13 protein-coding genes are annotated in these 17,823 nt (G+C 60.8%); 6 read left to right on the forward strand and 7 right to left on the reverse strand.

What is annotated here, in order from left to right; genetic code table 11:
- Window positions 1–22: 22 nt before the first annotated feature.
- Both ACYVDM_RS06280 and ACYVDM_RS06285 read right to left on the reverse strand, forming a co-directional pair.
- Window positions 23–1,114, reverse strand: coding sequence for a mandelate racemase/muconate lactonizing enzyme family protein (locus ACYVDM_RS06280; protein WP_415793597.1), 1,092 nt, complete (start codon window positions 1,112–1,114; stop codon window positions 23–25).
- Entirely contained in the window at window positions 1,111–2,241 is a 1,131-nt protein-coding gene (locus ACYVDM_RS06285; RefSeq protein WP_415793599.1) for a mandelate racemase/muconate lactonizing enzyme family protein, read from the reverse strand. Before ACYVDM_RS06285 ends, ACYVDM_RS06280 begins: the two co-directional genes overlap by 4 nt.
- A 251-nt stretch (window positions 2,242–2,492) precedes the next feature.
- Here ACYVDM_RS06285 and ACYVDM_RS06290 point away from each other — a divergent pair, with 251 nt between their 5' ends.
- Window positions 2,493–3,434, forward strand: coding sequence for a LysR substrate-binding domain-containing protein (locus ACYVDM_RS06290; protein ID WP_415793600.1), 942 nt, complete (start codon window positions 2,493–2,495; stop codon window positions 3,432–3,434).
- Between the two features lie 67 nt (window positions 3,435–3,501).
- On the opposite strand, the gene ACYVDM_RS06295 is transcribed toward ACYVDM_RS06290, so the two are convergent.
- From ACYVDM_RS06295 to ACYVDM_RS06310, 4 genes are all read right to left on the reverse strand, one after another.
- Window positions 3,502–4,818, reverse strand: a complete 1,317-nt coding sequence (locus ACYVDM_RS06295) for an MFS transporter (protein ID WP_415793601.1) — start codon at window positions 4,816–4,818, stop codon at window positions 3,502–3,504.
- A gap of 84 nt (window positions 4,819–4,902) precedes the next feature.
- On the reverse strand, window positions 4,903–7,905 hold the full coding sequence (locus ACYVDM_RS06300) for a c-type cytochrome (RefSeq protein ID WP_415793612.1): 3,003 nt from the start codon (window positions 7,903–7,905) through the stop codon (window positions 4,903–4,905).
- Window positions 7,906–8,006: 101 nt separating this feature from the next.
- Complete coding sequence (locus ACYVDM_RS06305) at window positions 8,007–8,549, reverse strand: (2Fe-2S)-binding protein (protein ID WP_415793602.1); 543 nt, start codon at window positions 8,547–8,549, stop codon at window positions 8,007–8,009.
- 31 nt (window positions 8,550–8,580) lie between these two features.
- Complete coding sequence (locus tag ACYVDM_RS06310) at window positions 8,581–9,741, reverse strand: FAD-dependent monooxygenase (RefSeq protein ID WP_415793603.1); 1,161 nt, start codon at window positions 9,739–9,741, stop codon at window positions 8,581–8,583.
- A gap of 278 nt (window positions 9,742–10,019) precedes the next feature.
- On the opposite strand from ACYVDM_RS06310, the gene ACYVDM_RS06315 reads away from it, so the two are divergent.
- The 5 genes from ACYVDM_RS06315 (at window position 10,020) to ACYVDM_RS06335 (ending at window position 15,485) form a co-directional block, all read left to right on the forward strand.
- The gene (locus tag ACYVDM_RS06315) at window positions 10,020–10,847 is read left to right on the forward strand and encodes an alpha/beta fold hydrolase (protein WP_415793604.1); all 828 of its coding nucleotides are present in this window, start codon (window positions 10,020–10,022) and stop codon (window positions 10,845–10,847) included.
- A gap of 62 nt (window positions 10,848–10,909) precedes the next feature.
- Window positions 10,910–11,995 carry a M29 family metallopeptidase gene (locus ACYVDM_RS06320; RefSeq protein ID WP_415793606.1) on the forward strand — a complete coding sequence of 362 codons (1,086 nt, stop codon included), beginning with the start codon at window positions 10,910–10,912 and terminating at the stop codon, window positions 11,993–11,995.
- Window positions 11,992–12,660, forward strand: coding sequence for an isochorismatase family protein (locus ACYVDM_RS06325; RefSeq protein ID WP_415793607.1), 669 nt, complete (start codon window positions 11,992–11,994; stop codon window positions 12,658–12,660). The genes ACYVDM_RS06320 and ACYVDM_RS06325 overlap by 4 nt, the downstream gene beginning before the upstream one ends.
- 10 nt (window positions 12,661–12,670) lie before the next feature.
- On the forward strand, window positions 12,671–15,004 hold the full coding sequence (locus tag ACYVDM_RS06330) for a xanthine dehydrogenase family protein molybdopterin-binding subunit (protein WP_415793608.1): 2,334 nt from the start codon (window positions 12,671–12,673) through the stop codon (window positions 15,002–15,004).
- Entirely contained in the window at window positions 14,970–15,485 is a 516-nt protein-coding gene (locus tag ACYVDM_RS06335; RefSeq protein WP_415793609.1) for a MarR family winged helix-turn-helix transcriptional regulator, read from the forward strand. Before ACYVDM_RS06330 ends, ACYVDM_RS06335 begins: the two co-directional genes overlap by 35 nt.
- Before the next feature lie 21 nt (window positions 15,486–15,506).
- On the opposite strand, the gene ACYVDM_RS06340 is transcribed toward ACYVDM_RS06335, so the two are convergent.
- Window positions 15,507–17,741: an acyl-CoA dehydrogenase gene (locus tag ACYVDM_RS06340; protein ID WP_415793613.1), complete on the reverse strand. Its 2,235-nt coding sequence runs from the start codon at window positions 17,739–17,741 to the stop codon at window positions 15,507–15,509.
- Between the last annotated feature and the right edge of the window lie 82 nt (window positions 17,742–17,823).

Consider the following 17,823-nt stretch of genomic DNA (forward strand, 5'->3'; position numbering starts at 1 on the left):
TGTCTACCCTCCTCGGCCGACACTACTGGGTTTTTTCTTCTAGATGGGCAATCCGATCTAGATCAAAGGTAAACCCCCATCCCGGGCGTTCCGGCACGATCGCGAACCCCGCGTCAAACTCCAATCGTTCCTGATAAAGGTCAGAGAACCACGGCATGTATTCCAGGAATAGCGCATTGCTCAGCGCCCCCAATACCTGAATGCTCATTTCGGGAAACAAATGACTTGAAACCGGGATATCGTAGGCTGCGGCCATCTGGCTAACACGCATAAACTCCGACACCCCGCCCGATCGCTGCAAATCCGGCATCAATACATCAGCACTACGAAGCTCGATCATGCGACGAAATCCATATCGCGCGTATTCCGTCTCGCCACTGGCGATGGGGGTATCCAGTGCCGCCGATACACGGGCCAGCCCTTCAAGATCCCAGGCGGGCAAGGGCTCCTCGAACCACGCTAACTGATACTCTTCGAGCATCCGCCCCAGTCGTATCGCCTGCGTCTCGGTCAATCCCTGATTCGCGTCCGCCATGAGCTTCACATGCGGACCGATAGCCTCGCGCACCGCGCGTACTCGCTGCACGTCCACGGCAGGATCTGGAGACCCTAACCGCATCTTCACCGCGTTAAACCCCTGCTGCACCATTTCCTGTGCATCATGCGCGAGTTGATCGACACTGCGATGTAACCACAAACCGCCGCTGTGATAGACGGGGACTCGATCCTGTGCCCCACCCAGCATCCGATATAAAGGCAGGCCCGCCGACTTGGCGGCCGCGTCCCATAATGCGCCATCGATGGCAGATATGCCCATCACCGGGATACCTTTCTGCCCGAAGAAATTCATGTCCTTCCAGGCCCGCGCCCAAAACCCGGCGATGTGGCCCGCATCCTGGCCAACAACCAGATCGGCCAGTTCGTCGACCATGCTGTGCAGTACGCGTGTACGTCGATTATTCAGCGTAAACACCAAATTCTCGCCCACCACGCCATCACTCGTATGCAGCCTGATGAGCACGACGCCGCAGCTTGAAATCGGTCCCAGCGCGCTAATGATCGGATCTTTCAGTGCCACGACGATTGGGCGCGTTTCCAGTTTGACGACCTTCATGCGTAAGCCTCCGCCGTCGTAATGCGATGCACGGATCCGATGCGATAACGTGTCATGATTTCCTCGTTCGGGTCACACCCCAGCCCCGGCCCCTGTGGAACGCTCAGCATGCCGTTAACTGCGTGAACATAAGGGGCAAAGGGATTCGCCTCCATATCCATCCATAGCACTTCGATCAAGGGCGACTGAGGCAGGGCCGCGCCAATATGTAGCGTCGCAATGAAACCCGGCCCGAAGTAGGGAGAGTGAGGAATCACACGAACCCCATGCGCGGCACATAAAGCCGCGATGCGCATCACCTCGCCAATGCCGCCGATTTTCGTCACGCTGGGTTGGGCGATGTCAATCGCACCTGCCTCTAACAACGTACGAAAGCCCTGCAGGCCCGCCACATTTTCGCCCGCTGCAATGGGGATCCCGCATTCACGTACTCGAGCAAGACCACGGGCGTCCTCCGGCGGCCATACAGGCTCTTCAAGCCAATACATTCCGTCATCGCGCATACTGCGCGCTTTATCCAAAGCGTCGGGCACATCCCACGGACAATTGACATCCAGCATGATCTGAACGTCCATGCCCGCGACGGCCGACTGAGCATGCAGCAGGGCTTCACGAGTGGTTTCATGCAGTTTGACATAACGAAACCCTGCGTCGGCCGCTGCACGCGTATTACGGGCAGCGATCGTCGCATCACCATAAGCCAGCAGGCTGGAGTAGCTCTCCAATGTGGTACGGCTGCTGTTACCCAATAACTGATATATCGGTAAACCGGCACGCTTGCCCAGCAAATCCCACAGGGCAATTTCGATTCCCGACCATGCATAGACAAAGCTGCTATTGCGACCCAGTAAATGCGTGGAATGCAGTACTTCTCGTGTCAACGCCGAAATGTCTCCGGCATTTTTTCCGATCACCAGCGGCGCCACGATAGTGTCCAGCGCGGCGCGTGTCGCCGGGATCGCAGCATGGCCGAACGCCTCCCCCCACCCCACCAGGCCGTCGTCGGTTTCGACGCGAACAAGCAAGATTTCCAGCTTGTCCCATAACTTCCCCGCGAAACGACAATGAGGACCTCCCATGTCGAACGGCACGGAAACCACCGAAGACTCGACTGCCACAATTTTCATGCGTTTGCTCCTTATGTCATCTTGCAGTGGATCCAGTGCTGAGCGTTGTTTCTATCGTTGTCGTCAACACCTGTCCCAGGCAACGACTGTAAAAGCCGTCGGGCGCAAAAACAATGGAAGTGGACTAATTCAAAGATAAGCTAGACTTATGTTCAATCAACGCTGCACTGATGTACCAAATCAGTATCCGCAAAGCGAAAGCACTGTACGAAACCTGCGGAAATAGAACAAAGTCCACCAAAGGGGACACCATGCATTTGACCGTACGCCAAATGGAGGTCATACGTGCCGTGCATCGTTACGGCAGTGTGGGCGAAGCCGCTTCCGCGCTGGGCATCTCTCAGCCGGCCATCAGTTTGATGCTGCGCGAATGCGCATTGCACGCGGGTTTTCCCTTCTTCGTGCGCAAACGGGGACGTCTGCACGCCACGCGCGAAACGCTGGAAATCATGAGCGAATTGAATCGCGCGTTCGACAGTATTGCTCGAGTCAATCGCCGGGTAGAGGACATGCGCGAGTTGACCGAAGGGTCGGTGCAGATTTCTACCGTGCCGACCGTTGCAGAGAATCTATTGGCGCCTACCAGCTTCAGGTTTCGCCAAGAGTGGCCACAGATTCAGGTGTCAGTCATTGCTACCGACAATGTCAGCGTATCTGACTGCGTTTTTCAGGAACGGGTGGATTTTGGCATTGTGCTCTCGCCCTTAAGCCAGGACGGACGCATGATCGAAGGCCGCCTGACTGACCTATGCGAAGCAGAGCTCGTCTGCGTCGTTCCCGAAAATTGCCCACTGGCAAAGCTATCGGTCGTCACGCCTCATGATCTGGAACCCTATCCGCTGATATCCTTCGACAAGAACCTGCCGCTAGGGGCATTGATCGAAGAAAGCTATCGAATCGCCGGTGTCAAACGCAAAATTGCGTTGGGGGTCACCCTGACTGCAGTCGCCTACTCGCTGGCTCGATCCGGCGCTGGGGTCGCCATCATCGATCCGTTTTATCTACTGACAGGTCGCAACCAGGGGGTGGTCACTATCCGGTTTGAGCCACGCATGTCGGTCAAAGCGCAATTGCTATTACCTAACAACACCCCTTTATCCCGGCATGCACAATTGTTTGTCGCTGCGCTGAAGAAAACGGCGATTTCGCTTAAGGATTCTTTGCCGCGCGGCTCGAATGTTATCGCCCACTGAAGGTAGACTCGAAAAAGAAGCGCCGGGCATCGACCACAATGCCTGGCGCTTCTTGCTTCAGACGTGCTTAATCCAGCGCGCGATTCCTGGACTCGACATCGACCAGCTTGATCGCCACGGCGCCGGCAACCAGCATCCCCGAGAGCACGAACAATGACGCGGTGAACTGCGTTGCCATGATCGGCGCAATCAGCGCGGGCGCAAACAGCCCGCCAAGACGGGCAACGGCACCTGCCAACCCCATCCCGCTGGCGCGCAAATTCGTGGGATACACCTCAGGCGTAAAGGCGTACAACGCGCCCCAAGTACCCAGCAGAGCGAAGCTCATCAGCAACGTCGAGCCCACAATCAGGGGAACCGAGGTCCCCAGGCTATATAGCAGGCAACCCACGGCGCTGAGCAACAAGAAGCCGATCAGCGTGGGTTTGCGGCCGTAGCGCTCCACGGCATAAGCCGACAGGGCGAATCCGGGCAATTGAGCCAGGGCCAGCACGATCAGGAACTCCTGACCTCGCATGAAGCCCAGGCCCTGCCCGGACAGCTTCACCGGCAGATAGACAAAGACCCCGTAGTACGCGATCGAGATCAGCATCCATGCGGCAAGCAGCGCAATACTGCGTCGTGCCAGACCCGAGCCAAACAGGGCCAACACCGACTTGCGCTCCATGACTTGAGGCTCGATCGCGGCGAGCTGAACATTGTTGCCGTTCGTCTTGGCCACCCGCTCCAGGACCTGCCGCGCCTGGTCCGATTTGCCGCTCTTGTTGAGATACAGCGGCGATTCAGGCACATAGAAGCGCAACACCACACCGATGATCGCCGGAATCCCGGTGACGAAGAAGATAATTCGCCATGCATCGTCACCGTACGCGCTGGCATACAACGCCAGGATGGCCAGCAAGATCGTGCCTACTGCCCAGAATGATTCCAGCCACACGAGCCAACGGCCACGACGCTGCGGCGGCAGGAACTCGGCCATCATCGTGTAATCCACGGGCAGCGTACCGCCCACACCGACACCGGCCAGGAACCGCAAAATCAGCAGCCATGTCATATCAGGCGAGAAGGCCGATGCAACCCCTGCCAGCGCATCCAGGATCACGGCCATCATCAAGACGGGGCGCCGGCCAATGCGATCAGCTAAACGGCCGAAAGCAAAAGCGCCAATCATCATGCCGATAAAAAACAGAGTGCCTGTTTGCAAGGCTTGAGGGATGGTGATGCCAAAGGTCTTTGCGATCGACGGTGCACTGAATCCGATCGACAACACTTGCATGGCGTCGGCCATCCAGACGAGCCCGAATATCACGAAGAGCCTGTACTGGAATTTCCCGACGCCGACTGTATTCAACCCTTGTTCAATCGTTATTGTTGATGCTGCCATGGCTACTCCTACGAGGTTTGCCGTTGCTTTTTATGCGCTTTCGCGCAACTAAAAATCAATCGCGTGCGTCGACGAATCGCCGATTCATTGGGATTGACTCCGTATCCGACCGATCACCGCCATACTATCGGCCCATTCAGACTCTTGTGGCGCAAAGCGCGCCCGCAGATAACCCACTAAATTCTGCACCTGCTGATCGTCCAGGCTATCCTTGAATCCTGGCATATAACCCAGATCATCGTTGGCCGGAGTCTGAATGCCATGCAGGATGACTTGCACTAAATTGTCTGGCGTCGCAGCGTGCAAATTCGTATTCGTCGCCAATAAAGGTTTTACGCCAAATAAGGTCGGACCGGCCGCCGCTTCGTGACAAACCGCACAGGCATTCTGATAAATGCGCTCGCCCTGGGCATGCCCTTCGAACAGACGTTGCGTCGAGGATACGGCTGGCGTCAACGCCGCAAGGCTTAACGCCGACGCTGGCGTTGATTCAGACGTTAATTTGGGCGTTGATTCAGGCGTTCTCGCAGGCGTCAGATCAGACGTCAATGCGTTGATGGCAGGCGCAGGGGCATTCCCCTCCCCCGATGAGGTGCGCGCGACCGGACTACCAGGCAGGTTCAACAGATACGTACCGATGGCGCGCACGTCACTCTCGGGCAGCTCGGCCAATCCGTGAATAACAGGCGCCATCGGCCCCGCCGCTACGCCGTGATTGGCCGAGTAGCCGGTACGCAGGTACTGGAACAATTCGTCAGACGTCCAGGGGACTTTGCCGGTCGCCAATTGATCGAGGGCCGGGGCCGCCCAGCCTTCGGCCTCGCCGCCCGCCAAATAATTCTGGACACCGGTCTTCTCTGCCCCCAGCGCGTTGCGTGGCGAATGGCACGCCGCGCAGTGTCCCACCCCTTGCACCAGATAAGCGCCACGATTCCACGCCAGCGTTTGTGTGGGGTCGGGTTCGTATACGCGATTGTCGTGAAACAGCAGGTTCCAGCCCGCCATGGCGGGCCGCACGTTATACGGAAATGCCAACGCCGTCTTGGGCGGCTCGCTGCGTACGGGCGGCTGTACCATCATATAGGCATACAACGCCTGCATATCCGCATCCGTGATCTTGGCAAAAGCGGTATAGGGAAATGCGGGATAGAGTTGACGGCCGTCGCGATGCACACCCTCGCGCATGGCGCGCTCAAAGGCGCGGTACGACCACTGACCGATCCCGGTCTCGTTGTCGGGGGTGATGTTGGTCGTGTAGATCGTGCCAAAAGGCGTGTCCAACCCCAATCCACCCGCGTTCTCCTTGCCGCCCGGCGCGGTATGGCACACCACGCAGTCCCCCGCGGCGGCGACCAGACGCCCTCGCTCGATGGCCGCAGCAGAATACAGCGACACATCCGGTCCGGTGGTCGGCGCGATGGCCGGTTTAACGGGCCAAGCCATCGTCATCAACCCGGCCACGGTGCTTGCGCCCGCCGCCAACCACAGGCCGCCGCGTCGCCACCAACGGCGAGCGGGCGACGACGGTGCGCCCGGCGCCGCCAACGCGTCGCGCAGGTGCTCGGTGTTGAAAGGCACCTGGCGCAGACGCACGCCCGTTGCATCAAAAATGGCATTCGCAATGGCCGCGGCGGCCGGCAGGGTGACGACGCCGTCCAGCGCCAATTGCCCCTGTTCGACCCGCCTGGTCAACCCCGTGTTCTGATCGGCACCCTGCACAGGCATCAGATCATGCGATGCCGCCTGGCTGCCCGACGATGACGTCCTCTGCGCAGCCGTCGCACCCCAGTCATCGAACTGTGAGGGCGCTGCCAGCAATCGACGGGCGGCGTCCAGTAGCTGAGGATGTTGATCATGAATAGCGGCCTGCCGCGCCTGTTGCAAGGACTGACTGTCGTGCCCCACCACCAGGCGCGTCACGTCCACAGTGCCCGTTGCCGGCATGACTTCGACCTCGACGACCCAGGCACTCCAAGTATCGGTCGTACTGCCATCCGCGTGCTCGTCGCGCACATGCGCGGCCGCATAACCTCGACCGCGCAGCCCCGTCTCGGCGCCATGGTCTCGCCGGGCCACGGCTCGTTGTGCTTGCTCTTGCGGTGGCAATGCCTGCCAACTCGCCTGTTCGACCATTCTTTCTGTTAACGCACGCCCCGGCCCGGCCGGCAATTGCGCCAGTCGGTGCGCCAACGGATCGATGCCCAGGCGAGCGGCTTGTTCGTCCAGCAGACTCTCCTGCGCAAACACGTGCATCGCCTCGAATTCGGCGATGCACGCCTGCGTCAGCGGCGACGCGGCATCCGCAGCAACCTGTCGAATTGGGTTGATACCCTGCACCCGGGGTGCCGCGACGGGATCTGCCTGCGTGGGCTGGCTGAGCAGTCGCGCCCTACTGGGCCGTAATCCCCATGGCTGGCTCGACAGCAACCGCGGGGGTGCTGTCGCATCGCCCTCGATCTCGTACGCCACAGGCGCGTCAGGACTCAGGACAATATCGCCAGGCACCGGGTCCCGCTGAATGGCGACGTGCACAGGCTGTGCTGCCGCACGCGAGAGCAGTACCGCGTCCGCAACGGCATCCAATACGTCCAGGATATGGAGGTCCAGCGATCGGCCCGGATCGATATCCACGAGTGTGATTCGATGTCCGGGCAGCGACAGCAAACGTCCGAGGTCTTCTTGCAAAACCGACCGGTACGATGCGGGACAAGGTGCCCAAACTGTCGCATGACTGCTTGTGCACCAGACAGTCACGCCGAGCCCTTCAGTCACCGAATGCTCGGCCACGTGCCAAACATAAGGTGCTGCCTCAGTCGGTGCAGTGTCATCCGATGCGGCCCCATCCAGCGCCGTCTCGACGGCAGACGCATCTTCTGCGGCCGCAGCATACTGTGCCGACGACGGCGGCGACTGCCAACACGCGCCCAGCCCGTCCAGCGCCTGTCGTGCCAGGATGGCCGATACCGCCACCACCCCGACAAAATGCACTTGAGTCACCACCTGAACGACGCCAGGCAACGCCTGCGCACGCGCCATATCGACTGTTTGCAGACGCGCACCACCATAGCGCCGTCCGTCCCAAAGCATGCAGGGCGGGCGCAACACGGCGCCATGCAATACGCCGCCAGGAATGGTCGGCGGCTGGGCGAACCGCTGCGAGGCGAGAACATCAGGCAATGCGGGGCCGCTCACGGCTCCCCACCTTCAGTCGGGCTTTGCGCGGTCGCGGCCGCACGCAATGCCACCGCCTGGTGTGCCGCCTGCAGGATTTCGAGGTGCGTGCCACAACGGCACAAGTTGTGACTCAACTCTTCTCGCAGCGTGGCCTCAGACGGATACGGCTGACGTCGCAACAGTGCCTCGACAGTCATAATCATTCCGTTGAGACAGTATCCACATTGCGCCGCCTGACAGTCGATGAATGCCTGTTGAGTGGGGCCTGGGCAATGAATATCGCCAAGACCTTCGAGGGTCGTGATCTCGCGACCCACAGCGCCACGCGCCGGGATCACGCAAGACCGCGCAGCGACTCCATCAATCAGCACGGTGCACGCCCCGCACTCACCCAACCCGCAACCATACTTGGGGCCGTTCAAGGCGAGATCATTGCGCAGCACGAGCAGCAACGGCGTCCCCGGGTCCGCGTGTAGCTCTCGCTCGCATCCGTTAACGGACAAACGAAAGACAGACGAACTGACGGGATGAGGCGTCGTGGAAACGCTGCTGTGCATGAGGGTCGCCGCTCAGTGAGTGCCAATGGCCTTACGTTTTTTGCGCTGTGGGCAACGGATCAACCAGCGGCACATTGAATACGTCATAGCCAAAGCACCAGGAAGGATCTTCGTTGGTGCGCAACCACGTATTATCGTGCGAAATACGCTGAACCTTGCTCGCGCGCTCTGCGCGGTTGGCCTCATACAAATCAAAGGCCAACTGATAATTGCTCGCACCCACCTCCTTGAAACAGCGCGTCAACATCGCGGCGTCTTCGATGGCCATGGCCGCCCCCTGCGCCATGTGCGGTTTCATGGGGTGACACGCATCACCCAACAACACCAGACGGCCGCGGCTCCAGAGCGGCAGTGGATCACGCTCCAGCAAGGACCACTTGGTGACCTCGACGGTGGAATCGATCAACGCTTGTACCGTGGGATGCCAACCGTCGAATGCCTCTCGCATTTCTTCCTTGCTGCTCGGCAGCCATCGGTCTTCGAGATTCCATTGCTCGACGGGCACGCCGGTCACGTAATACAGTTCATCCTGCTTGCTGGTCACGAAATACGTCATCATGTGACGATCGTCGCTCCACCACTTCACGCAGGGATCGAAGGGCAACATACCGGCCTTGACGTCGGGTGTCGGAAACACGGCGCGATGCGCCAGATAACCCGCGTATTTCGGCGGCTCGACACCCAGCAGTTCTTCGCGGATGCGCGAATTGACACCGTCGGCGCCAATCACCAGATCGGCTTCCTCGACGGTGCCATCGGCAAAATGCATGCGCACCACGTGGCCCAGGTCTTCGACCTGCGTGAGATGCTTGTCAAAGGTCAGTATGCCGTCGGGCAACGCATCGATCAGCAGCGCATGGAAGTCACCCCGATGCACTGTCAGGTAGCTGGCGCCGTATTCCTTGACGGCGTAGTCACCCAGGGGAATCTGTGCCAGCACATCGCCCGTTTGCCAATGACGGCTGTGCCAGTACTCCGGATGCGAACCTTGTTCGTTAAGTGCATCCTCGACGCCAATGCGACGCAGGATCTTCATGACGTTGGGGCCGACGTGGATCCCTGCCCCCAGGCGCGAAAAAACGGGAGACTGGTCATAGACACGAACATTGAACCCTTCTTTAGCGAGCAGCGAGGCCGCGGCCGCTCCTCCAAGACCGGCACCGATCACGGCAATTCGAGGTTGTGCGGACATACAGAAAACTCTCCTGGCAATCAAAATTTCTCGCTACCAATCGCAAGATCGGCAGGTCGTTCCGAGTCGTGAATTTAAAGCGTATACGCTTCTTTTTTTAAAATTTACAGACAAGAAAGACTACTGACAAGGAAATAAAACCGAATCTATCTAGGTATTTTCCCTAGATTTTTCTCATTTTTCACCTATGAATATCGAGCATTGCGGGGCGCGTTTTATTTCTATATATTGAGTGTCTACGCTGTATTTTTTCAAAACATTCTGCGAGAAAAAGCCTCATGCCATCGACCTATCTCTACGGCGCGCATGTCCACGCTAACGGTATCCGCCAACACTATCTGCGCTATGGCGGCAACGACGGCGCACGCGCGCAACGCCCTGCCATCGTGCTCATTCCCGGTATCACCAGCCCGGCGGTGACCTGGGGCTTTGTCGCCGAACGACTCGGCATCCATTTCGATACCTATGTGCTCGACGTTCGTGGCCGCGGTTTGTCCGAATCGGGCCCCGGTCTGGATTACGGTCTTGATGCCCAGGCTGCCGACGTCACCGCCTTTGCGGAGGCGCTAGGACTGCAGCGCTACGCACTGATCGGCCACTCGATGGGTGCACGCATCGCGGTCCGCGCCGCGCGCTCTCAGCCCGCGGGGCTCGTGCGAGTGGTTGCCGTGGATCCCCCCGTCTCCGGGCCCGGCCGCCGCGCCTATCCCGCCAAACTGCCGTGGTACGTCGACTCCATCCGCCAGGCCACGCAGGGTATGGACGCCGAGGCCATGCGCGCGTTTTGCCCCACCTGGACCGATGATCAATTGCGGCTGCGCGCCCAATGGCTGCACACCTGCTACGAACCTGCCATCGTGCAGAGCTTCGAGGATTTTGGCCGCGATGATATCCATGCCGACTTGCCTCAAATCAAGATCCCGCTGCTGCTGATAACGGCCGAGCGCGGCGATGTCGTCAACGATGGCGATGTCGCCGAATGGCAAACCCTCGCACCGCAAACGCAATCTGTGCGCGTGCCCGGCGCGGGGCACATGATTCCCTGGGACAACGAGGACGGCTTCTACGCCGCCTTTGGCGATTTTCTGGGGCACCCCCTGACCTGACGCCCACCGGGTGCCACGCCGGCACCTTGGTCTCTTGTCCCTCTAGCCAACCGGAGTTCGCCATGTCCGTGAGCGATATTGATCTGATTCAAGCCTGGAAACAGGTCCTCACCCTGTCCAGGCTCGAAGCCGGCCAGACAGTCACCGTACTGACCGGCGCCGACACCCATCCGCAAACCTTGCGCTGCGCGATCGCCGCGGCCAGCGACCTCGGTGCGCGGGTCAATCGCCTGGACCTGCCGCCGATCAACGCCGAGAAATCGCTCTCGCGCGACTCGCTGGCCTATCTCGGTACCACTCCGCTGACGGGCAACCCCGCCGCCATCGCGGCGCTCAAGGCCAGCGACTTGGTGCTGGATCTCATGACCTTGTTGTTCTCGCCCGAGCAACACGACATCCTGAGCGCCGGTACGAAAATCCTGCTGGCGGTCGAGCCCCCTGAAGTGCTGTGCCGCCTCGTCCCCACCGAGGCCGATCGCACACGGGTCATCAACGCCTCCAGACTCATTGAGGCCGCCCGCGAAATCCATATTTCATCCAAGGCGGGCACCGACCTGCGTTGCAAGCTGGGCGAGTTCCCCGTCATCTGCGAATACGGCTTTGTCGACCAGCCTGGCCGATGGGATCATTGGCCCAGCGGTTTCGTACTGACCTGGCCCGACGAAGGCCAGAGCCAGGGCGTTGTCGTGCTGGATCGCGGCGATATCCTGTTGCCGCTCAAAGAATACGTCAACGATCCCATCCAGCTCACGATCCGCAACGGCTTCGTTACCGCGATCGAAGGCGGCCTGCAGGCGGACATCCTGCGCGAGTACATGGCCTCTTACGAAGACCCCGAGGCTTACGCCGTATCGCATGTGGGTTGGGGTCTGCAGCCCCGCGCGCATTGGTCGATGCTGGCCCACTACGACAAAGAGTCGCATATCGGCATGGACGCACGCGCATTCGAGGGCAACTTCCTCTGGTCCATGGGACCCAACAACGAGGCCGGCGGCAACCGCACCACGGCGTGCCACATCGACATTCCGATGCGCCGATGCACCGTCACGCTTGACGGCACGCCGACTGTCATCGATGGCATCGTGCAAGACAAAGAAGGGCTCGCCCGCGCCGAGCGACTGAGCCAACTCGCAGGAATCGTCAATTGAGCACACTCTCCGCCCAACACATTTCCACGGACGGCGTCCAGGGCGACGTCTCGGCCTACGCACGGCAGGGCTTTGGCACACCATTGCCCCTGAAGGCGCCATTTGGCCTGCTGATCATTGATTTCGTTAACGGATTCGCGGATCCAGCGGTCTTCGGCGGGGGCAACATCCCGCAAGCAATCGACCAGACGACGCATCTGCTTGCTCATGCACGCCAGCAAGGTTGGCCGATCGCACACAGCCGCATCGTGTTCGCGGACGATGATGCCGACCAGAATATTTTTTGCCTGAAAGTCCCCGGCATGCTCACGCTCAAAGAGGACAGCGCGGCCAGCGCCATCGTGCCCGAACTCGCACCGGCCTCCGGGGAGTACGTGGTGCGCAAAAGCACGCCCTCGGCCTTCTATGGCACGATGCTGGCACCGTGGTTGAGCCAGCGCGGTGTACAGACCCTGGTGATCGCGGGGTGTGTCACCAGCGGCTGTGTTCGCGCCAGCGTGGTTGATGCCATGCAGGCCGGCTTCCGCCCCCTGGTGGTCTCGGACTGCGTGGGCGATCGGGCACTCGGCCCGCATGACGCCAATCTGTTCGACATGGCACAGAAATACGCAGCGGTCATGCCGCTGAGCCAGGCCCTGATCGACATCGAGGCCCTGTCGGGCTAAGCTAATTCGGATGAGCCTGCCCCAGCCGAAATCTCTGCACGACGGGTTACTCAATCAGAGCGGTGTGCTGCTGATCATTCGCCATCCGGTCGCGCCTCCCAAGCCCGCCCCGGGTCAACCCGGTGCGCCGACCGACTACGTCCCGGCCACGCCGGAAATCTTTATCGCGATCCAGGACGCCCCCGAGATCGCCAGCGGCTGGCGCGCGATGGCGTTTAACGGGCACGTCGATCTCGGCACGGGGATACGCACCGCGCTGGCGCAAATCGTGGCCGAGGAGCTTGAGATCCCTTTCGGGCAACTCGACATGGTGCTGGGCCACACCGAGGCATCGCCCAATCAAGGCCCCACCATTGCCAGCGCATCCATCCAGATTTCGGCCGTACCGCTGCGTCGCGCCGCCGCCCAGGCACGCGAGCATCTACGTCGCCTGGCAGCGCAAACCTGGCGCGTTCCCGTTGATGTATTACAGGCACGCGCAGGTGCCATCGTCTTCAAAAACCCCGCAGATGCTCGCAGCCTGCACTATGGGGAACTCCTCCGAGGCAGACACGATCATCTGCCCCTGTCCGAAAACGCCCCCCTCAAGCCGGCCTCCGAATATCAGCTCGTGGGCCAGCCACAGGCCCGCGTCGACATTCCCGCCAAAGCGACCGGCACCCTCACATACGTCCACGATGTGCGCGTGCCCGGCATGCGGCATGGCCGCGTTATCCGCCCGCCCTACCCCGGTCGCGATGGCGGCGACTTTGTGGGCAACAGCCTGGTGGCCGTCGACGAGTCCTCTATTGCCCATCTGCCGGGCCGGGTACAGGTTGTCGTGCGAGGGGATTTCGTGGGCGTGGTGGCCGACCGCGAAGAACAAGCGATTGCCGCGATGCGAGCCCTGAAGGTCCGTTGGAAGGACATCCCGCCCGCGCCAGATCTGAGTGATCTGGAGGCAGCGATACGCGCCCACCCCTCTGAGCCCCGCCCCCTGCACAGTCAGGGGCAACCCGGCCACGCGCTGACGCAAGCCGCACACGCCAACGCTGGCCGCAGCGTCCGGCGAACCTACGTCTGGCCCTATCAGATGCATGGTTCCATTGGTCCGTCCTGTGCGGTGGCAGACTACACCGAGCACCGGCTCACCCTCTGGTCCGGCACCCAAAACCCGCACATGCTGCGCACCGATATTGATCGCCTGCTCAATCTGGGTGAAGGCAATATTGAAATCGTGCGTCTCGAGGCGGCTGGCTGTTATGGCCGGAATTGCGCCGACGATGTCTGTGGTGATGCGGCGCTACTGGCAATGGCCGTGGGCGCCCCGGTCCGCGTACAACTCACGCGCGAGCAAGAACACCAATGGGAGCCCAAGGGTACGGCGCAACTGATCGACGTGCAGGCGGCGATTGATCCGCAAGGCAATCTGCTGGCCTACGATTTCGGGGTGCGCTATCCCTCCAACGACGCGCCGCTACTCGCATTGCTGTTGACCGGCAGCATCTCCAATCACCCCCGTACCTTGCAAATGGGTGATCGCACCGCGATGCCGCCCTACCGGTATCCGAGCCTGAATATCGTCTGCCACGACATGGCACCCTTGATGCGCGCATCGTGGCTGCGCGGCGTATCGGCATTGCCGAATGCCTATGCGCACGAATGCATGATCGACGAGCTCGCCCACCACGCGGGCGCAGATCCCATCGACTATCGCCTGCGTCATCTGGACGATACGCGCGCCCGCGATTTACTGGTTGCCACCGCAGCGCGTGCACGCTGGCAGACTAACGCCACCGGCAGTCGAGGCATTCCCGGACAAGACGGCTTATTGCATGGCCGCGGCGTCGCGTACGCACGCTACGTGCACAGCAAGTTCCCGGGCTTCGGCGCCTCGTGGGCAACATGGATCGTCGACGTGCAGGTCGACCCCTTAAGCGGGCGTCTGCGCGTCACGCGCGTGGTGGTCGGCCACGATGCCGGCATGATGATCAACCCGCAAGGCGTTCGACACCAGGTTCACGGCAATATCATTCAGGCGCTAAGCCGCACGCTGCTCGAGCATGTCTCATTTGGACCGCAAGGGGTGACCAGTCGCGAATGGGGCACCTACCCCATCCTGACTTTCCGTGATCTACCCAAGGTTGACGTACTGCTGATGCCGCGCCAAGAAGAGCCGCCACTCGGAGTCGGTGAGTCGGCGTCGCTGCCCTGTGCGCCCGCGGTGGCCAATGCCTTATTCGACGCGACGGGACGACGCTTGTGCGCTCCCCCGTATACTCCCGAGACACTGCGCCTAGCCTTGCATCAGCCCCCTCGTACCCATGAAAATGCCCTCGCCCCAACGACAGCCATCACCGGATAACCCCGCCAAAGAAGACACGTCGTCTTACCTGTTTTCTTCGCAGGTCGGGCACCTGCTGCGCCGCGCCTATCAACGACACACCGCGCTTTTTCAGCAGTTCATTCCGGATTCCAAACTGACGGTCGCGCAATTCGTAGTCATGTGCGCGCTCAAAGATGACGGCCCCGCCTCGATCGCCAACCTGGTCAAGGCAACGGTAATCGATCAGGCCACCATCCGCGGCGTCGTCGACCGCCTCAAGAACCGCGATCTCATCACGCTACGCGCCGACTCAACGGATCGACGCAAGGTCATGGTGACACTGACCGAAACGGGTGACCAACTCGTCACCGAAATGCAGCCTTTTGCCCGGATCATTACCGAAGAAACATTTGGCCCGCTCAATGATGCCGAGCGGGTCGCGCTGCTCTACTTGCTGCGCAAAATCACAGAGCCGGAAGCCGACGCCAAATACCCGAATGTCCATCACGTCTGCACCTGAGGCGCAGGCAAGCACAACGCGCTAAGCGGACTGACGCGCAAACGCCCCGGGCGCGAAATCATCGACCGCCACGACGTGCTGAACAGCGACCTCCGCCGCCTCGAGCTGACGGGCTTGCTCGTCCGTGATCGCGCCGCCTCGCTGCGCCTCGCGCCAATCACGCACACCTTCGCGACGCAAGCGATCGTGCAGGGGCTGCACCGCATGGACCAGGCTAAATGCCCGCTCCAACTGAGCCACCCCATCATCACCCTCGCCACGCTGTAAATCAGCGGTCAACCGGTCACGTGTCGCAGACGGCGACAACAGCAAATCGGCGCACTCTCGGGTCAGGGCATCACTAGGGCCGCGATTCAGGCGCACAGGCAACACCAGGGCCCGCAACACCCACGCCACCGGCCGTGACGGCAGATTCGCCAGCACCTGATCAAAACGTGTTTCGAGTTGGGCGCAGCCGTCGTCCATGCACCACTGCACCAACGGCAGATCTGCCTGACACCGCCCTTCGTCTTCCCAGCGCTTCAGGACAGCGGACAGCAAATAGAGCTCGGACAGAATATCGCCCAAGCGGGCCGACAACATCTCGCGACGTTTCAGGGCCCCACCCAACGTGCCCAAGGCGGCATCCGCCACCAACGCAAACGCCGAGGCATAGCGACTCAGCCGACGATACTGGCGAGCAATAGGCCCACGGGATGGCGAACGCGCCAGCAGTCCACCCGTCCAGGCCCGTCCCCAGGCGCGCAAACCGTTCTTGGCGCTATGCGCGATGTGCTTCCAGAACACCTCATGGAACGCCTGCGCGCCACGATCTTCGTCCTCGTCGCCTACCGCCAACACCTCTTTCATCATAAAAGGGTGTGCACGAATCGCCCCCTGGCCAAAGATGATCAGGCAACGCGTCAGGATATTGGCGCCCTCGACGGTGATCGCAATCGGCACGGACCGATACAGCGGGCTCAAGTAATTCGACGGCCCGTCAATCACGGCCTTGCCCCCATGCACATCCATCGCATCATCGACCGCGACGCGCATGCGTTCTGTCGCATGGTATTTCATGATCGCCGACACCACAGCGGGCTTGTGCCCCTGGTTCAATGCCGCGCACGTCAATCGACGCGCCGCCTCGACCAGATAGGCATTACCCGCCAAACGCCCCAGCTTTTCCTGGACGCCCTCAAAGCGCCCCACCGCGATCCCGAATTGCTGACGCACACGGGCATACATACCCGTCACATGTGCGCAGTACACCGCCGCCGCGGCCGACAACGAAGGCAAAGAAATACCCCGACCCGCGGCCAGGGCGCTCATCAGCATCTGCCAACCGTGCCCTGCCTTGGCCGGCCCGCCAATCAAGGCATCCAGGGGAAGAAAAACATCCTTGCCCTGATTCGGACCATTCTGGAACACCTGCATGGCTGGCAGATGACGACGCCCGATCGTGACGCCCGGTGTATTCGTCGGCACCAGCGCCACCGAAATACCGACATCGACCGGACCACCCAGCAACCCCTCCGGATCTTGCAGCTTGAACGCCAGGCCCAGCACCGTCGCCACCGGCCCCAGCGTGATGTAACGCTTGTGCCAGTTCAAGCGTATGCCGATCACCTCTTGTCCATCGACCTCTTGCCGGCAGACCACGCCGGAGTCGGTCATCGATGCCGCATCCGAACCCGCCTCGGGACTGGTCAACCCAAAGCACGGCACCTCCGTGCCATCGGCCAGGCGCGGCAACCAATAATCGCGCTGCTCTGGCGTACCGAATTGCATCAGCAACTCGCCGGGCCCCAGAGAATTAGGCACCATCACCGTGACCCCGGCCGTCCCGGAATAGGCCGAAATCCGTCGCACCACCTCGGAATGAGCGTACGGCGAGAACCCCAGCCCCCCGTACGAAGTCGGGATGATCATGCCGAAGAAACGTTGGTCGCGCATGAACTGCCACACCTGCTCGGGCAGATCACCGCGATTCCAGGTGATATCCCACTCGTCGAGCATGGCACACAGCTGCGCCACTGGGCCATCCAGGAACTGCTGCTCGGCAGGCGTTAGCGTAGCCTGCGGCACCGCAAGCAACTTGTTCCAGTCGGGATTTCCCGTAAACAGATCCGCGTCCCACCAGACGTCGCCGGCCTCGATCGCCTCGCGCTCGGTATCGGACAGACCGGGCATAGCCTTGCGGGCCCACCGAAAGGCGGGGTCAGAGATACGGCGACGACGCCAAGCATTGAAATCCATATGCAGCCTTGTATGAATGAAGTGCGCGTACAGAACCAAGTTAACAGAATTGCCTCGCCCCGCACATCCCTGATGATGCCAAGTCTGCGACAATGGGCCT

The sequence above is a fragment of the Bordetella tumulicola genome (assembly GCF_054779135.1).

Bases quoted from the DNA above. Each gene is read 5' to 3' on its own strand.
- ACYVDM_RS06290 (WP_415793600.1), top strand. From the start codon at position 2,493: ATGCATTTGACCGTACGCCAAATGGAGGTCATACGTGCCGTGCATCGT.
- ACYVDM_RS06315 (WP_415793604.1), top strand. From the start codon at position 10,020: ATGCCATCGACCTATCTCTACGGCGCGCATGTCCACGCTAACGGTATC.
- ACYVDM_RS06310 (WP_415793603.1), bottom strand. From the start codon at position 9,741: ATGTCCGCACAACCTCGAATTGCCGTGATCGGTGCCGGTCTTGGAGGA.
- ACYVDM_RS06300 (WP_415793612.1), bottom strand. From the start codon at position 7,905: ATGCTTTGGGACGGACGGCGCTATGGTGGTGCGCGTCTGCAAACAGTC.
- ACYVDM_RS06285 (WP_415793599.1), bottom strand. From the start codon at position 2,241: ATGAAAATTGTGGCAGTCGAGTCTTCGGTGGTTTCCGTGCCGTTCGAC.
- ACYVDM_RS06280 (WP_415793597.1), bottom strand. From the start codon at position 1,114: ATGAAGGTCGTCAAACTGGAAACGCGCCCAATCGTCGTGGCACTGAAA.
- ACYVDM_RS06320 (WP_415793606.1), top strand. From the start codon at position 10,910: ATGTCCGTGAGCGATATTGATCTGATTCAAGCCTGGAAACAGGTCCTC.
- ACYVDM_RS06295 (WP_415793601.1), bottom strand. From the start codon at position 4,818: ATGGCAGCATCAACAATAACGATTGAACAAGGGTTGAATACAGTCGGC.
- ACYVDM_RS06330 (WP_415793608.1), top strand. From the start codon at position 12,671: ATGAGCCTGCCCCAGCCGAAATCTCTGCACGACGGGTTACTCAATCAG.
- ACYVDM_RS06335 (WP_415793609.1), top strand. From the start codon at position 14,970: ATGCCCTCGCCCCAACGACAGCCATCACCGGATAACCCCGCCAAAGAA.
- ACYVDM_RS06305 (WP_415793602.1), bottom strand. From the start codon at position 8,549: ATGCACAGCAGCGTTTCCACGACGCCTCATCCCGTCAGTTCGTCTGTC.